Source organism: Novosphingobium guangzhouense, assembly GCF_002896965.1.
Taxonomy (GTDB): domain Bacteria; phylum Pseudomonadota; class Alphaproteobacteria; order Sphingomonadales; family Sphingomonadaceae; genus Novosphingobium; species Novosphingobium guangzhouense.
On the sequence record NZ_LYMM01000027.1, the window covers coordinates 23,010 to 48,490 of the forward strand.

The window sequence follows — 25,481 nt, forward strand, 5'->3', positions numbered from 1 at the left end:
CAGGATGATCGAGGGCCGGGAGCGATCGATGTCGCTCCCGGCCCTTTCTATTTATCCGGGTCAAAAAGGTCTTGCGATTCGCGAACAGGCTGTTGCAATAGCGGCGCCAGCCCGTCCAGACGCGCGACAAGCGCGCCGCCCATAGACCTCATGGGATCCGCATTGACCATCTCGGAACGCTTCACGACCTTCTTCAAGGCCGTCCCCGGCATCGACGCCTCGCTTGACCTTGCGCGCCGCAGGGCCGCCACGATCGGCGGCGCGGTGCTGCTGGGCCTCATCGCCATCGCCTTTGCCTGGGCGGGTGACACTGCGCAGAAAGTGTTCCGCGAATTCGCCGCCGTTCATCCTTATGCGCCGCTGGTCATGACGCCCGCGATCTTCGCCGCGGTGGTCTATATTACCCAGCGCTGGGCGCCCGCCGCGCGCGGATCGGGCATTCCGCAGGTCATGGCGGCCGGCGAGAACCTTGAACTTGCCCGATCGCCGCTGCTGCAGATGCGCACCGCGATCACCAAGCTGATACTGACGGTGATCATGCTGCTGGCCGGAGGATCGGTTGGCCGCGAAGGCCCGACCGTACAGGTCAGCGCCGCGATCATGGTCGCCTGCCACCGGGTACTGCGCGTGCCGATGACTGCGGGCGTCCTTATCGCGGGTGGCGCGGCAGGTGTGGCCGCCGCCTTCAATACCCCGCTGGCAGGCGTCGCCTTCGCCATCGAGGAACTGGCCGCCGCGTTCGAGCAGCGAGTGGCCGTACTGGTGATGGGCGCGGTCGTCGTCTCGGGCCTCGTCAGCCTCGGCATCGCGGGCGACTATGTCTACTTCGGCGCCATGCGAAAGACGCTGGAAGTCGATTCCGTCGTCCTGATCGCGCCCGTCGCCGGTATTCTCGGCGGTGTGCTGGGCGGGCTGTTCTCGCGCCTGCTGCTGGCCTGCGCGCGCGCGGAACACCCGCTTCTGGCAACCATGCGCGCGCGGCCGGTGGTCACTGCGCTCGGCTGCGGCTTTGTGGTGGCAGTGCTGGGCGTCGTCACCGGCGGATCCACCTGGGGCACGGGTTACGAGACCACGCGCCTGATGATCGAGGGGCAACAGAGCGCATCGCCGTGGTTCGGCCCGGCCAAGTTCGTCGCCACCGCCGCAACCGCGATCTCCGGCGCGCCGGGCGGCATCTTCGCGCCGTCGCTATCGGTCGGCGCGGGCTTTGGCGAACTGCTGTCCTATGTCTTTGCAGGCGACCCCATGCCTGCCGTCGTGCTGCTGGGCATGACCGGCTACTTCGTCGGCGTGGTGCGCGCACCGCTGACCGCCGTGATCATCCTCATGGAGACGACCGCCAGCCGGGGCATGATCCTGCCGCTGTTCCTGACTGCCATCATCGCAGACACCGCCAGCACGCTGGTTTGCCGCGAAAAGCTTTATCACGGCCTGTCACGCGGCTTCGTGGCGAAAGGCTGACCCACAATCCTCCTGCCGGCGCCCCCGCATCCTGCGAGGTCGCCGGCAACCGCATGACCCAAAACGAAAAACCCCGCCGGATCTCGGCGGGGTTTTTCGTTTTGAATGGTGGCGCGCCCGGAACGATTCGAACGTCCGACCCTCAGATTCGTAGTCTGATGCTCTATCCAGCTGAGCTACGGGCGCATACCATTTTCAACCCAACCAAAGCCACGATTTCCCCCGAAAGGGAAAGTGGCGCGCCCGGAACGATTCGAACGTCCGACCCTCAGATTCGTAGTCTGATGCTCTATCCAGCTGAGCTACGGGCGCGTTGGAGGGCTGCCACTAGGAGGAGAATCGGCTTCGGTCAACGCCTATATGCCCCTTTGCGGCTATTATTTATCCACACCCCCCAAATACCGCTCAAGAGCATCGGCCAGCGGGTAGTCCAGCGGCGGCATGGCAAGCTGCGCGATCGCACCCGGCAAGACCCAGGCCACGTCCGCCGCTTCCAGGGCGCGCGGTTCGCCCTGCCAGCGCCTGCATATATAAAGAAGGATCACTATCGGACGCGGCATCCCCTTCCCGCCTTCGGCGACCGATGCGGTACGCCCGCTGGCGAAGCCTACCGCCTGCAGATCATCAGGCGCGATCGTCACGCCCAGTTCCTCCTCCAGTTCGCGAACCAGTGCGGCCTCGGGGCTCTCGCCCGGCTCCAGCTTGCCTCCGGGAAATTCCCATAGGCCGCCATGCACCCCGGTGAAATCGCGCTGCTGCATAAGAATGCTGCCGGAACGCTCGCCGTCAGCCTGACGCAAGAGCGCGCCGGCGACCACGAGCAGGGGTGTCGGTGAACTTTCCAGCACTGCCTCCTGAATTAATGCCTAATTAACGCTGCCGTGGGATCAGCCAGCCCTCGCGCGAACTAGCACGGTGACCATGCGCTTCCATCGCCTTCTCAAGACGATCATCGAAAACCGGGACGGAGCGTCCACGGTGGAATACGGCATGATCCTCGCCTTCATCGTGCTGGCTGTCTTCGCCACCCTGCAGGGCGTGGCCAGCCAGACCGTATCTATGTGGAACACCGTAGCGACGAAGTCCTCCGCCGCGACGAATAAAAACTAGCCTGAAAACGGGGCTCAAACAGCCTTAAGCGTTTATCAACGATTGCAGGGTAAAAAGAGATTGTCCAAGGCGCAGAAGAGAGACTGAAGCGAGGCGGACCGGGTACACACAGACTGCTTTATCAGGAGACCACCATGAAGTTTCTCGCCAAGCTGCGCCGCAACGAACAGGGCGCGACCGCCATCGAATACGGCCTGATCGCCGCTCTGATCGCAGTTGCCGCCATCGCCGCCATGCAGGGCATGGGCTCGCAGCTCGTCACCACCTTCACGAAGACCTCGTCGGCTATGTCGAAGGGCGTGAACTAATATACGAATACTTGATCTGTACTTTCACATCAGTGTTTCGAGGGGCGGCAGGGAAACCTGCCGCCCCTTTCGTATTTGCGCGATCGGGGCGATACGGCGCCTGATCTCAGTAGGTTACGATCTTCACCTTCTGCCCCGGCGTCAGCGTGGCGTTCGCCTGCAGGCCGTTGAGCACCAGGAAACGGTCCACGGCCGCATCGGTATACGCCATCCGCGCCGCCAGCGAACGCACGCTGTCGCCCTGCTTTACAGTGACCACCCGCAGCAGACGCGGCTTCACCGTGCCTGCATCGGCCGCCGAGATGCGCCGAATCGAGCGGAACATCGGCGTGAACACTTCGGCCGCGCCCGCCTGTGCCAGGGTGACGAAGTGATAGGCCTGACTGTTCCCGAAATCGTAGGCGAAGACGACGACGTCTACCGTGCCGCTCTGCTGCTGCACCCGCGCCACGCCATAAGCGGCGGGGATGCCGTTCACGGTCGTCTTCTGGATGCTGGACGGCGTGATTCGCGCCTGATTCGATTCGGTCAGCCCCGCGAATACGCTGGTGATATACGAATCAAGGGTGCCGTTCAGCTTGCCGCCCGAAAACTGCGCCTTGCCCGAAGACCCGCTGATCGACACCGCCTGCGTGCCGTTGACCATGAAGAAGCCGTCGGGTGCCTCGAACGCGAATCTCAGGGTGGGATGGGTGAACTTGCGCCCGTCGACCACGCCTTGCTTGGGATCGTCACCGTAGACCAAGCCATCGATCCGCGTCAGGAACGTGTCCCGATTCGTCGCCCCCGCAGCAGAATTGCCCGCGTACGTCAGTGCCGATCGCACGCGCGAAGCGGGATCGGGGTGAGTCGAGGCCCATTCCGGCGTCTGGTTGCTGGACCCGCGCAGTTGCGCCTCAAGCGCATTCTGCCGCGCCAGGCTTTCCAGCACGCTCGACATCGCGCGCGGATCGTAACCGGCGCGCTTTAGATACGTGATGCCCAGCTGGTCCGCCTGCAGTTCCTGCGAGCGTGAGAATTTCAGCGTAAGCAGCTGCGATCCTTGCGAAAACAGCTTCTGCCCGAAATCACCAAAGGCATTGTCGCCCAGCACCGCGCCGGCCAGCACGGAACCCAGAACGCCTAGGATCTGGTTGCGCTGCGCGGCCTTCTGGCGCTGAGCGGAATGGCGCGCGGCGACATGGCCGACTTCGTGGCCGAGCACACCCGCCAGTTCCGCCTCGTCGTTCATCAGCGCGGTCAGCTGGCGCGTCACGTAGACGTAGCCGCCGGGGATCGCGAAGGCATTGTTAACCGGCGAATTGAGCAGCGTAACCGTGAAGTCCCCCGTCGCGTTGGACAGGCCGGACTGCACCGCGATACGCTTGCCCACTTGCTCGACATAGCTGGCCTGCGGGCCGGTGAGCGCACCGCCGAATTCCGCAAGAAGTTCCGGGTGGGCCTTGGCGCCTTGCGACTTGTCGGCCGCAGAGATCGCATAGACGCGCGGCGCCTTCGACGATTGCGCCTCAAGCCGCGACGGCCCTGCTGTAGCCACCAGCAGCCCCAGCGCGGATACTGCCGTGCCGATCCCGGCCGCGCGCTTCACGTTCAACACCATCTCGCTCCCTTTTACCGTGCGACGGGCCGCCACCCGCAATCTTTCCCGTGCGATCAACGAGTCGCAGGTGGGCCTTGTTCCATTCCGGCTACATCCGCCCCGTCGCCAGCGGGTGACGGGAATTGACCAGTTCAACCAGCCGCGAACTGTCGACATGCGTGTAGATCTGCGTCGTCGCGATATCCGCGTGGCCCAAAAGCATCTGCAGCACGCGCAAGTCCGCGCCGCCTTCCAGAAGGTGCGTGGCAAAAGCGTGGCGCAACACGTGAGGCGAGACGCGCTCAGGGTCGAGCCCCGCCCTGCCCGCCAGCGCGCGCAAAAGCTGGAACAGCCGCACCCGCGTCAGGTGCCCGCTTTCCCCGCTCGACGGGAAGAGGAATTTCGACGTACCCTTTCGCACCGCCAGCCAGCGTGAAAGCACGGCGCGGGCCCGCGTGCTGACCGGGACCATGCGCTGCTGCCCACCCTTGCCGGTGATATGCAGGAACGGCGCATCGCGCGGCACAGCGGCCACGGGCAGCGAAACCAGTTCGGTCGCCCGCAGGCCGGAGCCGTAAAGCAATTCGAGCAACGCCAGCAATCGCACCGCGTCGGACCGTTCGCAGACGGCTTCCTCATCCGCCTGCGCCAGAAACCGCTCCACCTCTTCATGGCTGAGAAGGCGCGGCAGGGGACGGCGTGGACGCGGGCGCGGCAGCGCGCCGGAAGGATCGTCGGCACGCAGGCCCTCATCCATGAGAAAGCCGTAGAACTGGCGCAGCGCCGAACAGCGCCGGGCAAGGCTGGATGCGGCCAGCGTGCTCCATGCAGCGCCCAGCCCTTCCAGCGCTTCGGCGTCGGCATCCGCGACATCGCCCAGCGCCTGACGCGCGGCCTCAAGATCGCGGCGATAGGCGGCAAGAGTGTTGGCCGCCGCACCGCGCTCCGCCGCCAGCATGGCAAGGAAGCGTTCGACCAGATCGTCGCCCGCTCCGGCCCCGCTGCCAGCCGCGCTGCTCCCCACGCTTCCGGCCCCGGCCACGCCTGTCAGACCCGCGCGACCGCCTCGGCGGCGATCATCCGCGCTTCGGCGTCGAGCCCGACCGACCGCAGCGCCGCAACGATATGATAGAGGTGGCGCGGCGTCATGCGCTGCCAGTTGTCACCCTGCATGCCGAAAGCCGCGAGCAGCGCCACGCTGGCCTCGTCGCCGCGACTGGCGGCATGGTCGATCGCCTGCGTCCAGCGGGTGCTGCCACCCATCCCCATCCCGGCATCGCGCACGACCCGCTCTGCATCGGCGCGATCGACGCGCTCCAGCCCGGCAAGCCCGGCGGCAAGGAAGGCCGAGCGGCGCTTCTGCGTGCTGTCGTCGTTATCGACGTAGGTATTGAGCGTCGAGCTGCCGACCGTCGCCACGCGTCCCGGCGCTGCAAGGATCAGCATACCCCACGCGCGCGACCCGGCCTCGACCACGCTCGACCAGCGCAGCGCATTGGCGTCGTATCCCGCGGCCAGCATCGAGGCGATCAGCGAAGGCGCAGCCTCTGCCATGTCGGCGCTGGGCGCCATGCGCGCCGCCGCTGCCGCCGTCAGCACCTGGCGCGCATAGAGCGCCGATCCTTTGGCGTTCCACAGCGTCTGCATTGCCGCCAGCCGCGCTGCCGGGTCCTGCAGCGTATAGGCATCGCGCAGGGATTCGGCGCGATCCTGCCATTCACCGGTCACGTCGGCATCGGCGAATATCTGCGAATAAAGATCGACCATCGCCGCGTTGGACAGCACCCCCGTGGCCGCCGCGCGGTCCGCCGCCGCAGCCCGTCGCGCCAGCCCTACCATCGGCGCCAGCGCGGTTGCATAATCATAGGAAGGCCCCGCCTGCGCCATCAGCGCGGCCGGCGGCTCAAGCCCGGTGCCGATGGCAAGGCCATAGCGCCACGGCGTCATCGTGGTGACCTTGTCCCACTCGATCGTCACCGCGCGCCGCGCCTTGCCCGCCGCCCCGGCGTACTTCTGGGCGAGGAGCAGGTCGATCTGGTCCATCTTGCCGCGCACCCGGTCCCGCTCAAGCTTCGATATCGCCGCCGTGCTGTTGCCGCGAAACGCCTCGCAGATCGTGCGCGATGTATTCCACGCGGCATCGTCACGCAGCGACCCTTGCGTCGCCATGACCGGGCACATGCCGGTAAAATCGGCATTACGGGCATAGACGTCAAACGCCACCTGCCCGAACGCGGGAGTATAATCGGCGATGTCGAGATCCTGCAGCACCACGCGCGCCGCATCGGTTTCGCCCATGCGCAGCAGCAGGCCCACGCGCATCGCCATGAAGTCGGCCGCGCTCATCCCGGCGGGCGGATTGAGGCGCGAAGCCAGCGCGCGGCGCAGCAGGATGTGCCCCCAGCGCGAAACCAGCTGGCCCCGGTTACCTTGCAGCGCCACACGGATCAGGCTGCCGTTCTGCCCAGCGAGCGAGGCCATCGGCAGCCCCCCCTCGTCCGCGCCCAGCATTCCGGCCTCGTCGGCAGAGCGGCGCGCGGCGGGCGGCATGTCGATCACCACCTTGGCGCCCAGCAGCGCTTCGAAATCCTCGGGCGACATGCGCTCAAGCTCTTCAAGGGTGGGGATGCGGCGCAAGGTGCCGTCGTCCTGCGCGATTTCCGTCGGCATCGCGCCCGGCGTGCCGGTCGGAACCGCCTGTACCACCGGGGTCGACGTGGCGGCGGGGCGCGGAGCCCCCGATGCGGCGGCTGCGGCAGGCGCGGAAGAGGATGCCTGAGGACGAGGCGCCTGCGTGCGCGGGGCCTGCGGACGCGGAGCGGCCGTGCGCGAAGGCGCGGGCGCTGGTTCGTCGAACATCTTGGGCAGAAGGGATTCAGGGCCTTCCTGCGCCACCGCCCATACCGAAGTGAGCGCCAGCGCCGCACCGGCCAGCAGGTTCACCGCTCTCATTTGGGCAGCTCCGGCACGGCAACCGATACGGTCTGCTGCACCACCGGCTGAACGCCCGCGTCATTCCATGCGGCAATGCCAAGGCCGATGACGGCGATCGGCAGGAGAATGGCAACGGCCGACGCTATACGGCGCCTGCGCTTTACGATGTTCACTCGGCTTCCTTCACCATGCTTGCGCTGCGACCTAGCGCAACTATAGGCGATGGGGCAATGGACGTTCAACAAACCCGGTTTTCCGCGCAGGAAATTGCGGCACTCGCTCGCCGCATCCACCGCCCCATCGTGCTTGTCGGCATGATGGGCGTGGGCAAGTCCAGCGTGGGCAAAAGGCTCGCGCAGCTGCTCGATTGCCCCTTCGCCGATGCGGACGACGAGATCGAGCGATCTGCCCAGATGACCATCCCGGAAATCTTCGAAACATACGGCGAAGACTATTTCCGCGACGGTGAACGCCGGGTCATCGCGCGCCTCATCACCGACAGCGAAGTGGCAAAGCGCCGCATCGTCATCGCCACGGGCGGCGGGGCCTTCGTCAACCCCGAAACCCGCGCGCTGATCCTCGAAAAAGCGATCACCGTATGGCTCGACAGTGAGGTCGACACCCTTGTCGAACGCACCGCGCGCAAGGAAAACCGCCCCCTGCTGCGCAATGGCAACCCGCGCGAAATTCTCGGCCGCCTGCGCGAAGAACGTGCGCAGCACTATTCGCAGGCCCCCATCCACGTGCTGAGCAGCGCCGGCCCGCACGTCCAGACAATCAACAAGGTACTTCAGGGAATTTCCCAATGGCTGTGATCCCCGTCGATATCGCCGGTCGCCCTTACGAAGTGCGCGTCGGCGCCGGGCTGCTGGCGGAACTCGCCCCCAATTGCCGGGGCAAGCTGCGCAAGCGCGGCGTGCCCATCGTCACCGACGTCAACGTTCATGCGGCGTGGGGCGCGGTCGTCGAAAAGTCCCTGCGTGACAGCGGCCACGAACCGCACTGGCGCATCCTGCCTGCTGGCGAGGCGACCAAGTCCTGGGACGAGCTTGCCGCAACGGTGAACTGGCTGCTCGGCCTTGAAGTGGAACGCGGCGATCACATCATCGCGCTTGGCGGCGGTGTGATTGGCGACCTTACGGGCTTCTGCGCCTCCGTGCTGAAGCGCGGCTGCCACTTCATCCAGGTGCCCACGACGCTGCTTGCGCAAGTCGATTCGAGCGTCGGCGGCAAGACCGCGATCAACACACCGGCGGGCAAGAACCTCGTCGGCGCGTTCCACCAGCCCTCGCTGGTGCTGGCCGACCTTTCGGCGCTGGAAACACTCCCCCAGCGCGATCTTCTGGCGGGCTATGCCGAAGTCGTGAAGTACGGGCTGATCGATGATGCCGACTTCTTCGCATGGTGCGATGCCAATGCCGGCGCGATGATCGCGGGCGACAGTGCGCTTCGCGAATATGCCGTCGCGCACTCGGTCGGCGCCAAAGCGCGCATCGTGGCCGAAGACGAATTCGAAACGACCGGCCGCCGCGCCCTGCTCAACCTCGGTCACACGTTCGGCCACGCGCTGGAAGCGGAAACCGGATTCTCCTCGCGCCTGCTGCACGGGGAAGGCGTCGCCCTCGGCATGGTGATGGCGGCGCGCTACTCCGCCCGGCGCGGACTGATGCCGCACGCAAGCGCTGAACATGTGGCACAGCATATCGGCGATATCGGCCTGCCTGCCAGCCTCAAGGCGCTGGGCCTCGATTGCAACGGTGCGGTGCTGGTGCAGCACATGCTGCACGACAAGAAGATGGACGCGGGCACCCTGCCCTTCCTGCTGATGAAGGGTATCGGCCAGACCTACCTCGAAAAGCAGGTTTCGCTGGAAGATGTCGCGACATTTCTCGACGAGGAACTGGCGCGCTGACAGTGGGCTGACGAAGCGCGGCCACGTGCTGTTGTGGCACCTTTGGGTGCTGCTAGGTGCCGCCTAGGTGCGGTTGTGTGCCGCCTAGGTGCCGTCTAGGTGCGGTTGCGTGCCCCCCGCCTCATGTCGGTTGTGCGCCGCCTCGTGCACCCGCAGCGACGAAGCACGGATCGCTGCCGCCTCGGGTACGTTATAGAATTGCACGTACTTTCAACGAAGTAGGCGCTGTCACGCTGGCCGGGGGGCCAAGACGCCCCGTGCGAATCCCCCGGGGCGTTGCGAGGCGGCAGGTCGATCGGCCTGCCGCCTTTACTATGCATCGCGCATTCAGTTTGACCCGGATACATCGGCATGACATTGCTCGCCCACGACCGGCGATTACGCCCACGCACAAGAATATTACGGGACCAAGATGACCGCAGCCGAAGCGACACCCGAACTCGATTTCCCCGAGGAGGCGGCCCGCGATGACCGCGCTTTTCTGGGCCATCCCAAAGGCTTAGGTCTGCTTGGTATGGTTGAGGGGTGCGAACGTTTCTCGTATTACTCGATGCAGACGCTGCTGGCGCTCTACATGGTCAACTACCTGCTGGTGCCCGGCCGGCAAGAGGGCGTGATCGGCCTCGCCTGGGTCACCACCCACCTGTTTCCCGGCCTTTCCGGCCAGCCGCTGGCGTCCGAAATATTCGGACTTTACACGGCGTTAGTCTACCTGACGCCTATCCTCGGCGGCATTCTGGCAGACCTGTTCCTCGGTCGCCGCGCGGCCCTGATCGCAGGTGGCGTGATCATGTCGCTCGGCCATTTCCTGATGGCGTTCGAAGGCGCCTTCCTCCTCGCGCTCATCTCGCTGGTCATCGGCGTCGGTCTGTTCAAGGGTAATATCGCCAGTCAGGTGGGCGAACTCTACCGGCCCGGCGACAATCGCCGCGCGATGGCATTCCAGATTTTCTATATATTTATCAACGTTTCGGTGATCGCAGCCCCGCTCGTTTCCGGCACTTTGGGAGAAAAAGTGGGCTGGCATTGGGGCTTTGGCTGCGCTGGCGTGGTCATGGTCCTTGGTCTGTTCCTCTACCTTTATGCCAGGCCGTGGCTCCCCGCCGAAGGCAAAGCCACAAAGTCTTCCGAGCCGCGCGCCCGGTTCCAGAAGGGCGATGGCCCGCGCCTTCTCGCCGTACTTGTACTGGTTCCGATCATGGGCGTATCGCTGCTCACCAACCAACAGATTTTCAACGCTTATCTCGTCTGGGCCGACCAGCAGTTCCAGCTCTCTTTCATGGGAGAGACGCTGCCGACAAGCTGGATGATCACCATCGATGCCACGCTCAGCTTCTCGATGCTGGTGGCGGTCGCTGCGTTCTGGGCGTTCGTCGGCAAGCGCACCGGCAAGGAACCCGACGAACTGGGCAAGATGATCCTCGGCTGCGCCTTCATCGTCGGCGGCGCAGCGTGCCTGTACATGGCAGCAGCAACTCAAGGCACTGGGAAGATTGGACTATTCTGGCCGGTCATGTTCCATCTCATAAACTCGATCGGCTTTGCACATCTGCTCCCGGTCAGCCTTGCGCTGTTCACCCGGCTTGCCCCCAAAGCACTGAATGCATCGATTGTGGGCATCTATTACCTGTCGTTCTTCGGCGCGAACCTTGCTGTCGGCAAGATCGGCACGCTGTTCCAGACGATGCCCACCACGCAGTTCTGGCTACTTCACATGGCCTCGGCAGCGGTCGCACTGGCTGGCTTCGCCTTGTTCAAGTTGTTGTTCGCAAAGCGATTGATGGCCGCTGCCTGATGCCTGTCGTCGGCTGCCTGCTGCTGATCGTCCTACCCTTGCTAGGACTTGCGGCAGGCGGCTTTCTTGACGGCGCCGAGGGAGCGAAATGGGGCGCCGGCGTTGGCTTGGCACTCGCCCTGACGCTCTTCGGTATCGGTTCCTACGCCTTCGTAAAAGGCATCCGAAGCCGCTGAGATCAGCCGAAAACCGCGACCGACTGCATCCCTGAAATTGCCGGAACGCCTTCCGCATTCCACTGCATGATATGCTCGCTCGCTCCGCCGTGCGCCGCGTGGTTGCTGGTCGAGCGGATCAGCCACCAGCCGTCTGCAGAAGGCTTTGCACCTAGCATGTTAACATGCCACTGCATCGACGAAATCGGCACCTTGAAGCCCAGCAACGGCCACACCGCCACCGGCAAAACATCGCCGCACAGTAAGGTTTCGACCTCCGGATCAAGGTTTTCCCTGTCGCCCGCCCGCACCCACCATGCAAGATCCGCTTCCCCCAGGGCCTCCTTCGGCATGGCGAACCGGGCTTCGAAATGATTTCGCAGGAACGCCGGAGCATGATCCATCGGTACCGGCTTTGCGTCATCCAGCGCGATGAGGCCGTCAGGCAGCGGGTGGTGATCGATCGAAAGCACACTCTCGATCTGACGCATGAAGACGAAGGTGCTGGTAAACCCGACGATACCGCCAGCGGTCAGTTCGGCGGAAACCCAGGTCGCGTTGCGCCCCTGCCGCAGTATCCTTGCCTTAGCTTCGATCCGGCCCGCCAAAGGACCTACCATCGACAATTGCCCCGAACGCAACGGCGCAAGATTATCACAAACGCCTTTGGCGGCCGCCAATGCGATGGCCGAAGTAAGACCACCATATGCGGTGCGCCCTTGCAGCCAGTGCTCCGCAATCTCCAGCGCGAAGCCGCCGTCAATCGCCTCTGCCCCGGCAAGCATCTGTCCGAAGCCATCCATCAGAACAGCCTCGATCCGTCAGGCACGCGCTTATCGGGGGAGAACAACGTGACCCGCCCCTCTTCGTCCGCAAAGCCAAGCGTGAGCACCTCGGACAAGGCCTTGCCAATCTGCCGAACAGGAAAGTTCACCACTGCCGCAACTTGCCGCCCAACCAGTTCCTCAGGAGAATAGAGCGCGGCCACCTGACCCACGCTCTTCTTCTCTCCGATCCCCGGACCGAAATCGATCCTCAGCTTGTAACTTGGCTTGCGCGCGCCCTCGTAGACTTCCGCGGCGACGATAGTTCCAATGCGGATGTCTACCTTAAGGAAATCATCGAAGCCTATGGTTGCGCCAGTGGGGGCTGACGGGTCGTGATCGAGATGCATATCACTCCATTTCGAGGATAATCGCGTCCACCGCCAGACTTTCGCCCGCCTTGGCGTTGACGGATTTTACCGTGCCCGATTTCTCGGCGCGCAGGATGTTTTCCATCTTCATCGCCTCGACCACGGCGAGCGGCTGACCGGCCTCGACCTTATCACCCTCACCCACATTGAGAGAGACTAGCAAACCGGGCATCGGGCAGATCAGGTACTTCGAAAGATCCGGCGGAATCTTCTCGATCATGTGCTTCGTGTAATCGGCAATGTGCGCGGGCAGGCAGTCCACCTTATGGATCGCGCCGCGGGTAGTCATGCGAAAACCGGTGCGGGAAACGTCCAGCTTGAGCGTCAGGTGTTCGCCATCGACTTCCGCGTCCACGAAGCGATCCCCGGGCGTGTATTCCAGCTCAAGCTCGACTTCGTCGCCATTTACGGTCAGCAGATCTTCGTCGAGTTCCACCGCGAACACGCTGCCGTCGATAGTCACGGTCCACTCGCCCGGAGGATCGAGCGGCCCGCCAAGCTGGCCTTCGACCCGGCGTGAACGATCGGCGCGCGCGGTGGCTACGAAGGCGGCAACTGCAGCCAGTTGCACCTTTAGTTCACCCGACGCAGGCGCGCCGGTGAAGCCCTCAGGGTATTCCTCGGCAATGAAGCCGGTCGTCAGTTCGCCCGAGCGGAACCGCGGGTGCTGCATGATGGCCGAAACGAAATCGATGTTATGACCAAGACCCTCGATCTCGAAGGCGTCAAGCGCAGCAATCTGCTTGTCTGCCGCTTCATCGCGCGTCTCGCCCCAGGTGATCAACTTGGCAATCATGGGATCGTAGAACATCGATACTTCGCCACCTTCGTAGACGCCGTCGTCGACGCGGATACCATCCACGCCGCGGCGCCCGTTCTCGGCACCGTCATCCGTCCAGCCTTCGACCGGCGGATTGTAGCGCACGAGGCGGCCCGTCGAGGGCAGGAAGCCGCGATAGGGATCTTCGGCATAGACGCGGTTTTCGATGGCCCAGCCGTCGATCTTCACTCCGCCCTGCGTCATCTCCAGCTTCTCACCAGCGGCGACGCGGATCATCTGCTCAACGAGGTCGACGCCAGTGATCGCCTCGGTAACGGGGTGCTCCACCTGCAGGCGGGTGTTCATTTCGAGGAAATAGAAGCTCTCGCCCGTCGAATCTGCGCCCGAGACGATCAGTTCTACCGTACCCGCCGAGTAATATCCCACCGCGCGCGACAGAGCGACGCATTGCTCTCCCATGGCCTTGCGCATCGCAGGCGTGACGAACGGCGACGGCGCTTCCTCGACCACCTTCTGATGGCGGCGCTGGATCGAGCATTCGCGCTCGTTCAGGTAGAGGATGTTGCCGTGCTTGTCGCCGAGGATCTGAATCTCGATGTGACGCGGGTTGAGGATGAACTTCTCGATGAAGACGCGGTCGTCGCCGAAGGAGTTCAGACCTTCGCGCTTAACGCTCTCGAAGCCCTCGCGCACGTCCTGTTCGGTATAGGCAAGGCGCATGCCCTTGCCGCCGCCGCCCGCGCTGGCCTTCATCATCACCGGATAGCCGATCTCGTTGGAAATGCGGACCGCGTGTTCTGTATCCTCGATTTCCCCCACGAAGCCGGGAACGACGTTGACGCCCGCTTCCTTGGCCAGCTTCTTGGATTCAATCTTGTCACCCATCGCGGCGATCGCACCGACGGGAGGGCCGATGAACTCGATGCCTTCCGCCGCCAACGCCTCTGCGAACGAGGTGCGCTCAGACAGGAAGCCGTAGCCGGGGTGGACCGCTTCGGCGCCGGTCTGCTTGCAGGCGGCGATGATCTTGTCCGCGATCAGATAGGACTGCGCGGCGGGTGCCGGGCCGATGTGGACCGCCTCGTCAGCCATCTGCACGAAAGGCGCGCGGGCGTCGGCATCGGAATAGACGGCCACCGTCTGGATACCCATACGGCGCGCGGTCTTGATCACACGGCAGGCAATCTCGCCCCGGTTTGCGATCAGGATTTTCTTGAACATCAGTTCCCCGTCTCCACGTATCCGCGCAACTGCTTCGTGCGCGCTTCGGTCAATTCCCTGAGGCAGCCGTTCTGCTGAAGCGGCCAGATCGTGCCGCTGTCCTCACGCGGACCGTTCTCTGCAAAGCACTGGGCGTCGCGATAGGCGAGCCACTTGCGCTGCGCATCGAGCAGCCGATTGAAATTTCCGCCGGGGCCCTGCTTGTCGGCGGTCTTAGCCGCCGCTGCCGCCCTCCCCCAGACCTCGTTCATCACCCGATCCGCAGATTGGAATTCGCGGTACGAGCAAACGTTCATGTCCGTCTGCGTCATCGCGTTAGCGCAATCGATCGCGGGCTCAGAGGCCAGGAGGAGGATCGGCAGGATCATTTGTGGATCACTCAGCCGCTTCCAGCTTGGCGCAGCCCTTGGGCATACGCTGGGCTTCGACTTGTGCAGGTGTCAGTTCGATGGCCATCGGCTTGATGCCAAGGCGCGCGAACATCGCCAGATCGCTGTCATCACCCGCATTCGGCGCAGTCAGCAGCTTGTCGCCCGTAAAGATCGAGTTGGCGCCTGCCATGAAGCACATCGCCTGCGTCATCTCTGACATGGACTCGCGCCCCGCAGAGAGGCGAACCATCGATTGCGGCATGGTGATGCGCGCGACGGCCACGGTGCGCACGAACTCCACATCGTCGATCTTGGCGAGTGGGGTGTCGGCCAGCATGTCGCCCAGCACGGTGCCCTTCACAGGAACCAGCGCATTGACCGGCACCGACTGCGGGTGATCGGGCAGCGTCGCCAGCGTATGGACGAAGCCCACGCGGTCGGCGCGCGTCTCGCCCATGCCGACGATGCCGCCGGAGCAGACGTTGATGCCCGCCATGCGCACGTTCGACAGCGTATCGAGGCGGTCGTCCATCGTGCGCGTGGTGATCACCTGATCGTAACGCTCAGGCGAGGTGTCGATGTTGTGATTGTAATAATCGAGACCCGCCTCGGAGAGCATGTCCGCCTGATCAGGCGTCAGCATGCCCAGCGTCATGCAGGTTTCCATGCCCATGGCGCGCACGCCCTTCACCATCTCGATGATCGCGGGCATGTCGCGGTCCTTGGGATTGCGCCATGCAGCGCCCATGCAGAAGCGGGTAGAGCCCTGATCCGCCGCCTGCGCCGCGCGCTGCAGCACCTGCTGCACTTCCATCAGCTTGGTCGCCTTGACGCCGCTGTTCGCTGAAACCGACTGCGAGCAGTAGCCGCAATCCTCCACGCACCCGCCAGTCTTGATCGAGAGCAGTGTGGAAAGCTGAACCTCATTCGCCGGATGGCTCGCGCGGTGAACCTCAGCAGCGCGGAAGACCAGCTCAGTGAAAGGCAGGTCGAAAAGCGCCGCGATTTCCTCGCGGGTCCAGTCGTTACGGGGCATGATGGCGGCGGTATCGGTCATTGTCATTCCTTAGCTGGCGAGAGCCAAACCACACCCATAGGCGCAGGAGCAGCCCTGATCCAGCATCAGCCTCATTCAGCTGCCTCAAGATGGGAACCGAGCGGCGGCATGTTGTGGCCGAGCAGCCGCAGCACGTCGGCCGCGCACTCCACCACGTTCGAGCCGGGACCGTAAATGCCCTGCACGCCTGCGTTGCGCAGATACTCATAGTCCTGCGGCGGAATGACTCCGCCGGCAATGACCTTGATATCGCTGCGCCCGGCTTCACGCAGCTTCTGGATCAACTCCGGGATCAATGTCTTGTGGCCCGCTGCGAGACTGGATGCGCCGACAACGTCGACCTCGTTTTCCAGCGCGAGCACCACCGTTTCATCCGGTGTCTGGAACAGCGGGCCGGAAACGACGTCGAACCCCATGTCCCCGAACGCCGAGGCGATCACGTTCGCGCCGCGATCATGGCCGTCCTGCCCCATCTTGGCGACCAGCAGCTTGGGCTTGCGGCCGAGACGGCGCTCCACCGCCTGCACACCATCCAGCACTTGCTGCCAGCGGCTATCGCCTTCGTAGGGCGCGGCATAGACGCCCTTCACCGGGGTCGGCTGAGTGCCATAACGCTGGAAGCTGTCCTCCATGGCCGAACTGATCTCGCCCAGCGTCGCCCGGGCACGGGCGCATTCGACGGCGAGCGCGAGCAGGTTGTTCTCTATGCTGGCGGGCGCCGCAGCACCGTCGCGCAGGGCCTTGAGCGCGGCCTGGCAAGCAGCCTCGTCACGCTGCGCCTTCATCTTGTTGATGCGGGCAATCTGGCCTTCGCGGACCTTGGCGTTGTCCACTTCGAGCGTTTCCAGCAGGTCTTCGCTGGCAAGGCGGTACTTGTTGACACCGACGATCACGTCGTCGCCACGGTCCACACGGGCCTGACGGGCGGCGGCGGCGGTCTCGATCATCGCCTTGGGCCAGCCGGCAGCAACGGCCTTGGCCATGCCGCCTTCGGCCTGCACGCGCTCAATGATCTCCCAGGCCTGGTCGACCAGCTGCTGCGTCAGCGCCTCGATGTAGTAGGACCCACCCAGCGGATCGACGACATTGCACATGCCGGTCTCTTCCTGGATGATGATCTGCGTATTGCGGGCGATGCGGGCCGAGAAGTCGGTCGGCAGCGCGATCGCCTCATCCAGCGCGTTCGTGTGCAACGACTGGGTTCCGCCCAGCATCGATGCCATCGCCTCGATCGTGGTGCGGATGACGTTGTTGTAGGGGTCCTGCTCCTGCAAGCTGACGCCCGAAGTCTGGCAGTGGGTGCGCAGCATCTTCGACCGTTCATCCTTGGCGCCCAGATCGGTCATGACCCGGTGCCACAGCACGCGCGCGGCGCGCAGCTTGGCGATCTCCATGAAGAAGTTCATGCCGATGGCGAAGAAGAACGACAGGCGGCCCGCAAACTTGTCGATATCGAGGCCCGATGCCACGCCGTACTTCACGTATTCCGCGCCGTCGGCGATGGTGAAGGCCAGTTCCTGCACCTGCGTCGCGCCGGCTTCCTGCATGTGATAGCCGGAAATTGAAATCGAATTGAACTTCGGCATCTCGCGGCTGGTGTAGCCGAAGATGTCAGAGATGATCCGCATGCTCGGCTCTGGCGGGTAAATGTAGGTGTTGCGGACCATGAACTCCTTGAGGATGTCGTTCTGGATGGTCCCGTCGAGCAGCTTGCGATCGACGCCCTGCTCTTCGCCCGCCACGATGAAGAAGGCCAGGATCGGGATCACCGCGCCGTTCATCGTCATGGAAACCGACATCTTGTCGAGCGGGATGCCGTCGAACAGGATCTTCATGTCCTCGACGGAATCGATGGCGACGCCGGCCTTGCCCACGTCACCCACGACGCGCGGATGGTCGCTGTCGTAACCGCGATGGGTGGCAAGGTCGAAGGCGACCGAAAGACCCTTCTGGCCCGCCGCAAGGTTGCGGCGATAGAAGGCGTTCGATTCCTCGGCGGTGGAGAAGCCTGCGTACTGGCGGATGGTCCAGGGGCGGCCGGCATACATCGATGCGCGCACACCGCGCGTAAACGGCGCGAAGCCGGGAAGGCCGGGATCGACGGTCACGTCCTCGGCAGTGTAGAGCGGCTTCACCGCAATACCCTCGGGCGTGTTCCAGGTCAGGTCCTTGCCCTTGACCTCCTTGTCGGCGGCTGCCTTCCAATCGTTGATGTCTGCCATTGTCCGCATCCCTTCCGGCCCACACTCATTGCGTCGGCCGTAATCTTTTCTCAGTGAGCGCCCTTGGGCGTTTCCATGATCTCTGTGAGCTGACCGCCCATGTCCCTGGGGTGGACGAAAAAGATCAGCGTCCCGTGGGCCCCCATGCGCGGCTCACCCAGCACACGTTTGCCAAGGCCTTCGAACCACGCCTTGGCCGCATGAATATCGGGCACTTCGTAGCAGATGTGATGCTGCCCCCCGAGAGGGTTCTTCTCCAGCCACTTGCCGACAGCTGAATCCGCGACAGTGGGCTGAAGCAGTTCGATCTGCGTACCGGACGTGCCGTCTTCACCGGGCGTATTGACGAAGCAGATACGCACTTGCTGGCTTTCGAGCACGAAGGGCTCGGTCACGTCGGTTGCCCCCATCACGTCCCTGTAGAACGCAATGGAGGCGTCGAGGTCAGGCGTAGCAACGCCAATATGGTTCAGCCTGCCCAGCTTCATGCGGCTTGTCCTACGTTCTCGATGACCATGGCGATGCCCTGCCCACCACCGATGCACATGGTGATAAGACCGTACTTCCCGCCGATACGCTTCAGTTCATACATGCATTTGATAGTCAGCATGGTTCCCGTTGCGCCGACGGGATGGCCGATGGAAACGCCCGATCCATTGGGGTTGACCTTCTCCGGATCAAAACCCAGAACCTTGGCGACGGCGGCAGCCTGCGCGGCGAAAGCCTCGTTGCTTTCGATCACATCGATCTGGTCCAGCGCAAGGCCGGCGCGCTTGAGCGCGATCGGAACAGCCCGGATTGGCCCTTCGCCCATATATTCCGGCTCAACGCCCGCATGACCCCAGGCAATGATCTTGGCGAACGGCTTGAGGCCGCGCTTCTCGACTTCGGAGCCAGTAGCAAGCACCACCGCAGCTGCGCCGTCGTTGATGCCGCTGGCGTTGCCCGCAGTGACTGCACCATCCTTCTTGAAGGCCGTGCGCATCTTGCCCAGCACTTCAAGGGTCGTGTCAGCTTTCACATGCTCGTCAATGTCGAAGACGGTTACGCCCTTGCGGGACTTCACCTCGACGGGAAGAATCTGTTCCTTGAAACGCCCATCTGCGATCGCATGGGCGGCGCGCTGGTGACTGGTGACAGCAAGCGCATCCATATCTTCACGGCTGACACAGTGGCGCGCCGCCACGTTCTCCGCCGTGATGCCCATGTGATAACCACCAATGGCGTCCGAGAGGCCAAGCGTCAGCGCATCTTCCTGCGTGTTCGCCCCCATTTTGCGACCCCAGCGCACGCCATGGTCATGATAAGGCACGTTCGACATCGATTCCGCGCCGCCAGCCAGCGTTACCGTGGCTTCACCCAGCTTCATCATTTGCGCGGCCGAGATGATCGCCTGCACGCCAGAGCCGCAAAGGCGGTTAAGCGTCAGCGCCGGCGTGGAGATTGGAATGCCGGCGTTGATGCCGATCACGCGAGCCAGCATCTGGTCACGAGCGCTGGTCGGCATAACCTGCCCGATGACGACATGCTCGACAGCCGCGGCCTCGATCCCGGCACGCGACAGCGCCTCAGTAGCGACGAGGGCGCCCAGCTCCGAGGCGGCGAAGCCCTTCAACGAACCGCCAAAATCACCAACCGCCGTGCGGACGCCGCTGACGATGTAGATGTCTTCCATGACCTGACTTCCAATCCCTTGTTATCGATCGGAGGCTTATTCGGCCTCCGATCATTGTCACGGTACTCTCAAAAAGGTCACTCCCCGTCTTAGAGCGGGATATTGTCGTGCTTCTTCCAGGGGTTTTCGAGGCTCTTGTTGCGCAGCTTGCGCAGGCCCAGCGCGATACGGCGGCGGGTCGAGTGCGGGTAGATCACCTCATCGATGTAACCCCGGCTTGCCGCCACGAAGGGGTTGGCGAAGCGGTCTTCATATTCCTTGGTCTTCGCAGCAATGCCGTCCGCATTCTGACCGCGGAAGATGATCTCCACCGCGCCCTTGGCGCCCATCACGGCGATTTCCGCCGTGGGCCATGCGTAGTTGAGGTCACCGCGCAGATGCTTGGAACTCATCACGTCGTAGGCGCCGCCGTAAGCCTTGCGGGTAATGACGGTGATCTTGGGCACAGTCGCCTCGCCATAAGCGAACAGCAGCTTGGCACCGTGCTTGATGATGCCGTTGTGTTCCTGGTCAGTGCCCGGCAAGAAGCCCGGCACGTCGACGAAAGTGATGATCGGGATACTGAACGCGTCGCAGAAACGCACGAAGCGCGCGGCCTTCTTCGATGAATTGATGTCGAGAACACCGGCCAGCACCATCGGCTGATTGGCAACGATGCCAACCGTGCGCCCTTCGATACGACCGAAACCAATGATGATGTTGCTGGCATGAAGGGGCTGAAGTTCGAAGAACTCCCCTTCATCAACAGTCTTACGGATGACCTCGTGCATATCGTAAGGCTGGTTTGCCGAGGGCGGAATGATTGTGTCCAGACTGGGCTCAAGGCGATCCCAGGCATCGGCGCTGGGCCGCTCAGGCACGTCATCTCGGTTGGACGAGGGCAGGAAGTCGAAGAAATCGCGCGCAGCCAGCAGTGCCTCGATATCGTTCTCCAGCGCCAGATCGGACACCGAGGTCTTGCTGGAATGCGTAATCGCCCCCCCCAGCTCTTCCTGCGTGACGACTTCGTTGGTGACCGTCTTCACCACTTCAGGCCCGGTGACGAACATGTAGGAGCTATCCTTCACCATGAAGATGAAGTCGGTCATGGCAGGCGAATAGACCGCACCGCCGGCGCAAGGCCCCATGATCAGCGACAGCTGCGGCACTACGCCGGATGCCAGCACGTTGCGCTGGAACACGTCGGCGTACCCACCGAGCGATGCGACACCTTCCTGAATGCGCGCGCCGCCGGAATCGTTCAGGCCGATCACCGGCGCGCCCACTTTCATCGCAGCATCCATCACCTTGCAGATCTTCTGCGCGTGACGGGCGGAAAGCGAACCGCCGAACACGGTGAAATCCTGGCTGAACACGTAGACCAGGCGACCATTGATCGTGCCGGAACCGGTCACGACGCCGTCGCCAGGGATCTTCTGATCCTGCATGCCGAAATCGACGCAGTCGTGCTCGACGTAGAGGTCCATCTCCTCGAAGCTGCCTTCGTCAAGCAGCACGTCGAGACGCTCACGCGCAGTCAGCTTACCCTTTGCATGCTGCGCGTCGATGCGCTTCTGACCGCCGCCCAGCTTGGCGGCGGCACGGCGCTTCTCCATTTCGGCGATATTTGCTGACATCCGGATTCCCTTGCCTCGGCGCATACAGCGTCAATTGCTGCATCCGCGTAAGACCGGGAAACCCGTCCCGTCAACTGTTTTTAATCGCCCGGTTAACACTTATCGCAGGTGTGTCTGCGATCTATCCGTCAGGCGATATGCGGACCACTTCGCCGTCCGCTGCCTTACTTTAGGAGCACCATCTCCTCCGACATGGTAGGATGGATTGCGACCGTGGCATCGAAGTCGTCCTTGGTCAGACCCGCCTTCACCGCGACCGCTGCAAGCTGCATGATTTCCGGCGAATCCGGGCCGATCATGTGGATGCCAAGGACTTTGCCAGTCTCTGCATTGCACACCATCTTGTAAAGCGAACGCTCGTTGCGATGCGCTACAACGTTCTTCATCGGGCGAAAATCGCTGGTGTAGACCTTGACCGTGCCGAACTTCTGGGTTGCCTCGGCTTCCGTAAGACCTACCGCCGCAATCGGCGGGTGGCTGAAAACTGCCGAGGCGATGCAGGAATAGTCAACCGTGGTCGGCTTGTTGCCGAACACGGTGTCGGCAAAAGCCTGCCCCTCTCGAATGGCCACTGGGGTGAGCTGCACCCGGTCCGTTACATCACCCACGGCATGGATGCTCGCGATGCTCGTGCGCGAATTCTCGTCGACCTGGATCGCACCGCGGTCGTTGACGACCACGCCCACGTCATCCAGCCCCAGCCCCTCGATGTTCGGTATGCGACCGGTAGCAAAAAGCACGCAGTCCACCTCGATCGGTTCATGATTGCTCATGAAGACCAGCAGAGAGCCATCCTGCTGCTTCTCGATCTTCTCGAAGTTCGCATTGAAGCGGAAGTTGATGCCCTTGGTCAGCGAGATCTGCAGCAGGCGATCGCGAATCTGCTCATCATAGCCGCGCAGCAGCTGGTCGGAGCGGTTCATCAGCGTCACCTTCGCACCGAACTGATGGAAGATGCCAGCGAACTCGTTGGCGATGTAACCGGCACCGGCGATCAGGACACGCTCGGGAATGGCATCAAGGTGGAATGCCTCGTTCGAGGTGATACCATACTCATGGCCCGGACACGAAGGAACGTGAGGGCGCGCGCCGGTTGCAATCAAGATATGCCTGGCCGTCTTCTTCTCACCGCTGGCGAGCGTAACCTCGTTCGGGCCGGTGATAGTGGCGCGTTCGTGAAATATCTCGACCTTGTTGTTCTCAAGCGTCTGTGTGTACAGGCCATTCAGCCGGTCGACATCGCCCAGAACATTGTCCCGCAGCTTCTTCCAGTCGAAAGTGCAGTCGGAAATCTCCCAGCCGAAGTGCTTGGCGTCTTCCAGATCCTCGGCGAAGTGCGCACCGTAGACGAGCATCTTCTTGGGTACGCACCCACGGATTACGCACGTACCGCCGACCCGGAACTCTTCAGCCACCGCAACGCGTGCGCCGTGCGCCGCCGCAACGCGGCTTGCGCGCACGCCGCCGGAACCGGCGCCGATGGTGAAGAGGTCGTAATCGTAGTCGGCCATGCGATGAAGCTCCTTAGGGTCGCGGCGCATATGGGCCATGGCCAAGGCGATTGCCAGCATGGCGGGCGCGCATTTCCATCCGACGCTCAAGAATTTCTTCCCGCCGCATCGTTCGAGGAACACATTGTCAACTTGATTGGTTGAGTTTATATCTGAAGGCATAGCACAAGGGAGATCGTAGATGCCCCGCTCGCCCCTACCCTCTTTAAACACATCTGGCTCACCAGCGCAGGAACCGCTGATACTGCTCGTCCCCGGCCTTGACGGCAGCGGCCCGCACCACTGGCAGCGCCGCTGGGCCGAAGAACTTGACAACGCTCAGGTCGTGGAACTCGGCACTTGGGACAACCCGCATCGCAACACCTGGATCAACCGTCTGAACCTTGCCGTCCATCGTGCCGGAAGGCCCGTGGTCATCGTTGCCCACAGCCTCGGGTGCATCCTCACCGCGTGGTGGTCCAAGTTCGAGCAGCCCAGCTGGTCGGCACCCGTGATCGGCGCAATGCTCGTGGCCCCGCCGGAAGTGGATTTCTTCCCGCGCGACGAGCGTGTCACCGGGTTCTCTCCAACGCCAGCAGATGCTCTGCCGTTTCCCTCACTACTGATAGCTAGCCGCAACGACCCGTGGATGGGCTTTGAAACATCGAAGAGCCTTGCCCGGCGCTGGGGCAGCACATTTGTGGATGCGGGCAACGGCGGACACATCAACGCCGATTCAGGCCTTGGAAGTTGGGAGGATGGAAAACGCCTGCTGGCGCAACTGGTAAACGGCAAAGTCCCTGCGCCAGGCTCTCCACTGCCTGCGCATGCAGATTGGGCAGAGGGCCTCGAATACCGCGCCTGAAAGCGGGCCTGCTCCCCCTTGCAGGGTGCCGGGGTGGTCTTGCGGCCACCCCGGCGTATCGCAGATCAGCCGATCCCCGCGAGAGCCAGCAATGCAGTGGTCGAGGGGTCGAATTCCACGCCACCCTGCTCGATCTGCTTGGCTATTTCCTTGCCCAGCTCCACGCCGAACTGGTCAAACGGGTTGATGCCCAGCAGCACTGCATTGGCGAACGTGCGGTGTTCGTGGAACGCCACCAGCGCACCGAATGTGGCGGGGGTCAGGTCATCGAGCAGAATGGTCGCCGAAGGACGATCGCCCGGATAGGCCCGCGCGGGATCATCGCTGTGCTTGCCCGCCATCAGCGCCGCGCCCTGCGCGAAGCAGTTCGACAGCAGGATGCGGTGGTGATCCTCGGCAAGATCGTCACCCGGCGCGATAGAGGCGATGAAGTCCACCGGCACCAGGTTGGTGCCCTGATGCAGCAGCTGGAACACAGCATGCTGCGCATCGGTGCCTACGCCGCCCCAGGTGATCGGCGCGGTTGGACCATCAACGGGCTTGCCATCAAAAGTCACCTGCTTGCCGTTCGATTCCATTTCCAGTTGCTGGAGATAGTCGGGCAGCAGCGCCATGCGTTCATCGTAAGCGAAGACCGCGCGGGTCTGGCAGCCGCGCAGGCGGGTGTAATACTGATCTGCGAACGCTGCGCGCAGGGGAAGGTTCGCAAGTCCGTCCGCGTCGCGGAAATGCACATCCATTGCCGCCGCCCCGTCGAGGAACTCTGCGAAGTCAGGCCAGCCCAGCGCCATAGCAACAGGGAAACCGATCGAGGACCACAGCGAATAACGACCACCGACACTCTCGGAGAACGGCAGGATTCGGGTTTCGTCGACGCCCCACTCGATCGCCTTTTCAGGCGCGGCGGTCAGTGCAACCACGCGGCCATAAGGGTCCTCGACGCCGTTCTCGCGCAGCCAGATCAGCACGCTGTCGGCATTCGTCATCGTTTCGATGGTGGTGAAGGTCTTGGAAGCAACCGCCAGCATGGTGGTAGCCGGATCGCACTTTGCAAACGCCTGTTCCAGCGCGCAGCCATCAATGTTGGAGACGACGTGGACGTCCACCATAGCGCCTTCACGCGCCAGCGCATCGATCGCCAACGCCGGGCCGAGAGCTGAACCACCGATGCCAACGTGGATGAGGTGCTTCACCTCGCCCATCGCACCGCGATGGATGGCCTCGACGATGGCAGCCATACGATGGTGATTCTCGGCCGCGAGCTGGACGCTCTCTTCCTTGCCGACGCCACGCTGAGCGGTGTGCTCGGCAGCGCGGCCTTCGGTCGGATTGACGATCTCTCCGGCGAACAGCGCCGCGCGACGTCCCGCGAAGTCCTGCACCTGGGCCAGTTCCTCAAAAGCGGCGACGTGCGCAGCGTCAAGGTGCGTTTTCGACCAGTCGAACAGGATGCCGATGGAGCTTTCCTCCTCTCCCATGTCGAAGCGCGTTGCGAAGGCATCGAGGCGACCGGAGTCGGCATCGAAAAGCTGCTTCAAGGTAGGTTTGTCGAGGCCCTGCAGCTTGTTCCACACCGCTTCGCTCATACAACGCTTCTCCTGATAGGCATTCGGATGCGCCTTATGCGTTCCGCAGTTGCGAAATCCAAGCCCGAGTTGTGCAATAATTGGCCACTTGGAAGAACCGTAACGCACGTTGGTCGGGATCACTCTTGACGAGAGCACGCCGCCATGA

The 25,481-nt window shown here is 63.1% G+C and carries 24 protein-coding genes and 2 tRNA genes; 8 read left to right on the forward strand and 18 right to left on the reverse strand.

Annotated features, from left to right (window positions below):
- Window positions 1-162 precede the first annotated feature (162 nt).
- The gene (locus tag A8V01_RS08305) at window positions 163-1,461 is read left to right on the forward strand and encodes a chloride channel protein (protein WP_245892387.1); all 1,299 of its coding nucleotides are present in this window, start codon (window positions 163-165) and stop codon (window positions 1,459-1,461) included.
- 109 nt (window positions 1,462-1,570) lie between these two features.
- Here A8V01_RS08305 and A8V01_RS08310 read toward each other — a convergent pair.
- The 3 genes from A8V01_RS08310 to A8V01_RS08320 form a co-directional block, all read right to left on the reverse strand.
- A tRNA-Arg gene (locus A8V01_RS08310) sits at window positions 1,571-1,647 on the reverse strand.
- A 49-nt stretch (window positions 1,648-1,696) separates the two neighbouring features.
- Window positions 1,697-1,773 (reverse strand) — tRNA-Arg (locus tag A8V01_RS08315).
- Window positions 1,774-1,838: 65 nt separating this feature from the next.
- Window positions 1,839-2,306 (reverse strand): (deoxy)nucleoside triphosphate pyrophosphohydrolase, encoded by a 468-nt coding sequence (locus tag A8V01_RS08320; RefSeq protein WP_425437298.1) that lies wholly within the window; start codon window positions 2,304-2,306, stop codon window positions 1,839-1,841.
- A gap of 76 nt (window positions 2,307-2,382) precedes the next feature.
- On the opposite strand from A8V01_RS08320, the gene A8V01_RS08325 reads away from it, so the two are divergent.
- Window positions 2,383-2,571: a Flp family type IVb pilin gene (locus tag A8V01_RS08325; RefSeq protein WP_103095461.1), complete on the forward strand. Its 189-nt coding sequence runs from the start codon at window positions 2,383-2,385 to the stop codon at window positions 2,569-2,571.
- A 134-nt stretch (window positions 2,572-2,705) separates the two neighbouring features.
- Window positions 2,706-2,879 (forward strand): Flp family type IVb pilin, encoded by a 174-nt coding sequence (locus A8V01_RS08330; protein ID WP_103095462.1) that lies wholly within the window; start codon window positions 2,706-2,708, stop codon window positions 2,877-2,879.
- 106 nt (window positions 2,880-2,985) lie between these two features.
- Here the strand turns inward: A8V01_RS08330 and A8V01_RS08335 are convergent, their stop codons facing one another.
- The 4 genes from A8V01_RS08335 to A8V01_RS28550 all read right to left on the reverse strand — a co-directional run bounded on the left by A8V01_RS08335 (window position 2,986) and on the right by A8V01_RS28550 (window position 7,565).
- A complete protein-coding gene (locus A8V01_RS08335; protein WP_211294987.1) occupies window positions 2,986-4,479 on the reverse strand; it encodes a M48 family metalloprotease in 1,494 nt (497 codons plus the stop codon).
- 88 nt (window positions 4,480-4,567) lie between these two features.
- Window positions 4,568-5,482: a tyrosine recombinase gene (locus A8V01_RS08340; RefSeq protein WP_103095526.1), complete on the reverse strand. Its 915-nt coding sequence runs from the start codon at window positions 5,480-5,482 to the stop codon at window positions 4,568-4,570.
- A 23-nt stretch (window positions 5,483-5,505) separates the two neighbouring features.
- On the reverse strand, window positions 5,506-7,410 hold the full coding sequence (locus A8V01_RS08345) for a hypothetical protein (protein WP_103095463.1): 1,905 nt from the start codon (window positions 7,408-7,410) through the stop codon (window positions 5,506-5,508).
- The gene (locus tag A8V01_RS28550; protein WP_170065880.1) at window positions 7,407-7,565 is read right to left on the reverse strand and encodes a hypothetical protein; all 159 of its coding nucleotides are present in this window, start codon (window positions 7,563-7,565) and stop codon (window positions 7,407-7,409) included. Before A8V01_RS28550 ends, A8V01_RS08345 begins: the two co-directional genes overlap by 4 nt.
- Before the next feature lie 57 nt (window positions 7,566-7,622).
- Between A8V01_RS28550 and A8V01_RS08350 the strand changes: the two genes are divergently transcribed.
- From A8V01_RS08350 to A8V01_RS28555, 4 genes are all read left to right on the forward strand, one after another.
- On the forward strand, window positions 7,623-8,207 hold the full coding sequence (locus tag A8V01_RS08350) for a shikimate kinase (protein WP_103095464.1): 585 nt from the start codon (window positions 7,623-7,625) through the stop codon (window positions 8,205-8,207).
- A complete protein-coding gene (aroB, locus tag A8V01_RS08355) occupies window positions 8,198-9,304 on the forward strand; it encodes a 3-dehydroquinate synthase (protein ID WP_103095465.1) in 1,107 nt (368 codons plus the stop codon). Before A8V01_RS08350 ends, aroB begins: the two co-directional genes overlap by 10 nt.
- Before the next feature lie 412 nt (window positions 9,305-9,716).
- Window positions 9,717-11,099, forward strand: coding sequence for a peptide MFS transporter (locus tag A8V01_RS08360; RefSeq protein WP_103095466.1), 1,383 nt, complete (start codon window positions 9,717-9,719; stop codon window positions 11,097-11,099).
- Window positions 11,099-11,275 carry a hypothetical protein gene (locus A8V01_RS28555; protein WP_170065881.1) on the forward strand — a complete coding sequence of 59 codons (177 nt, stop codon included), beginning with the start codon at window positions 11,099-11,101 and terminating at the stop codon, window positions 11,273-11,275. Before A8V01_RS08360 ends, A8V01_RS28555 begins: the two co-directional genes overlap by 1 nt.
- A gap of 2 nt (window positions 11,276-11,277) precedes the next feature.
- Here the strand turns inward: A8V01_RS28555 and A8V01_RS08365 are convergent, their stop codons facing one another.
- The 10 genes from A8V01_RS08365 to gor form a co-directional block, all read right to left on the reverse strand.
- Window positions 11,278-12,057 carry a thioesterase family protein gene (locus A8V01_RS08365; RefSeq protein ID WP_103095467.1) on the reverse strand — a complete coding sequence of 260 codons (780 nt, stop codon included), beginning with the start codon at window positions 12,055-12,057 and terminating at the stop codon, window positions 11,278-11,280.
- Complete coding sequence (locus tag A8V01_RS08370) at window positions 12,057-12,428, reverse strand: tRNA-binding protein (protein WP_103095468.1); 372 nt, start codon at window positions 12,426-12,428, stop codon at window positions 12,057-12,059. The genes A8V01_RS08365 and A8V01_RS08370 overlap by 1 nt, the downstream gene beginning before the upstream one ends.
- A gap of 1 nt (window position 12,429) precedes the next feature.
- Complete coding sequence (locus A8V01_RS08375) at window positions 12,430-14,451, reverse strand: acetyl-CoA carboxylase biotin carboxylase subunit (protein ID WP_103095469.1); 2,022 nt, start codon at window positions 14,449-14,451, stop codon at window positions 12,430-12,432.
- On the reverse strand, window positions 14,451-14,819 hold the full coding sequence (locus tag A8V01_RS08380) for a lysozyme inhibitor LprI family protein (RefSeq protein ID WP_103095470.1): 369 nt from the start codon (window positions 14,817-14,819) through the stop codon (window positions 14,451-14,453). The genes A8V01_RS08375 and A8V01_RS08380 overlap by 1 nt, the downstream gene beginning before the upstream one ends.
- A 7-nt stretch (window positions 14,820-14,826) precedes the next feature.
- Window positions 14,827-15,879 (reverse strand): biotin synthase BioB, encoded by a 1,053-nt coding sequence (gene bioB, locus A8V01_RS08385; protein WP_211294988.1) that lies wholly within the window; start codon window positions 15,877-15,879, stop codon window positions 14,827-14,829.
- A gap of 71 nt (window positions 15,880-15,950) precedes the next feature.
- Window positions 15,951-18,101, reverse strand: coding sequence for a methylmalonyl-CoA mutase (gene scpA / locus A8V01_RS08390; RefSeq protein ID WP_211294989.1), 2,151 nt, complete (start codon window positions 18,099-18,101; stop codon window positions 15,951-15,953).
- A gap of 50 nt (window positions 18,102-18,151) precedes the next feature.
- Window positions 18,152-18,589 carry a methylmalonyl-CoA epimerase gene (mce, locus tag A8V01_RS08395; protein ID WP_103095472.1) on the reverse strand — a complete coding sequence of 146 codons (438 nt, stop codon included), beginning with the start codon at window positions 18,587-18,589 and terminating at the stop codon, window positions 18,152-18,154.
- Window positions 18,586-19,776, reverse strand: coding sequence for a beta-ketothiolase BktB (gene bktB, locus A8V01_RS08400; RefSeq protein ID WP_103095473.1), 1,191 nt, complete (start codon window positions 19,774-19,776; stop codon window positions 18,586-18,588). The genes mce and bktB overlap by 4 nt, the downstream gene beginning before the upstream one ends.
- An 89-nt stretch (window positions 19,777-19,865) precedes the next feature.
- The gene (locus tag A8V01_RS08405; protein WP_103095474.1) at window positions 19,866-21,392 is read right to left on the reverse strand and encodes an acyl-CoA carboxylase subunit beta; all 1,527 of its coding nucleotides are present in this window, start codon (window positions 21,390-21,392) and stop codon (window positions 19,866-19,868) included.
- A 164-nt stretch (window positions 21,393-21,556) separates the two neighbouring features.
- Complete coding sequence (gene gor, locus A8V01_RS08410) at window positions 21,557-22,903, reverse strand: glutathione-disulfide reductase (protein WP_103095528.1); 1,347 nt, start codon at window positions 22,901-22,903, stop codon at window positions 21,557-21,559.
- Between the two features lie 181 nt (window positions 22,904-23,084).
- Here gor and A8V01_RS08415 point away from each other — a divergent pair, with 181 nt between their 5' ends.
- Window positions 23,085-23,747, forward strand: a complete 663-nt coding sequence (locus A8V01_RS08415) for an RBBP9/YdeN family alpha/beta hydrolase (RefSeq protein WP_103095475.1) — start codon at window positions 23,085-23,087, stop codon at window positions 23,745-23,747.
- Between the two features lie 65 nt (window positions 23,748-23,812).
- Here A8V01_RS08415 and pgi read toward each other — a convergent pair whose 3' ends face one another.
- On the reverse strand, window positions 23,813-25,333 hold the full coding sequence (gene pgi, locus A8V01_RS08420; protein WP_103095476.1) for a glucose-6-phosphate isomerase: 1,521 nt from the start codon (window positions 25,331-25,333) through the stop codon (window positions 23,813-23,815).
- Window positions 25,334-25,481 lie beyond the last annotated feature (148 nt).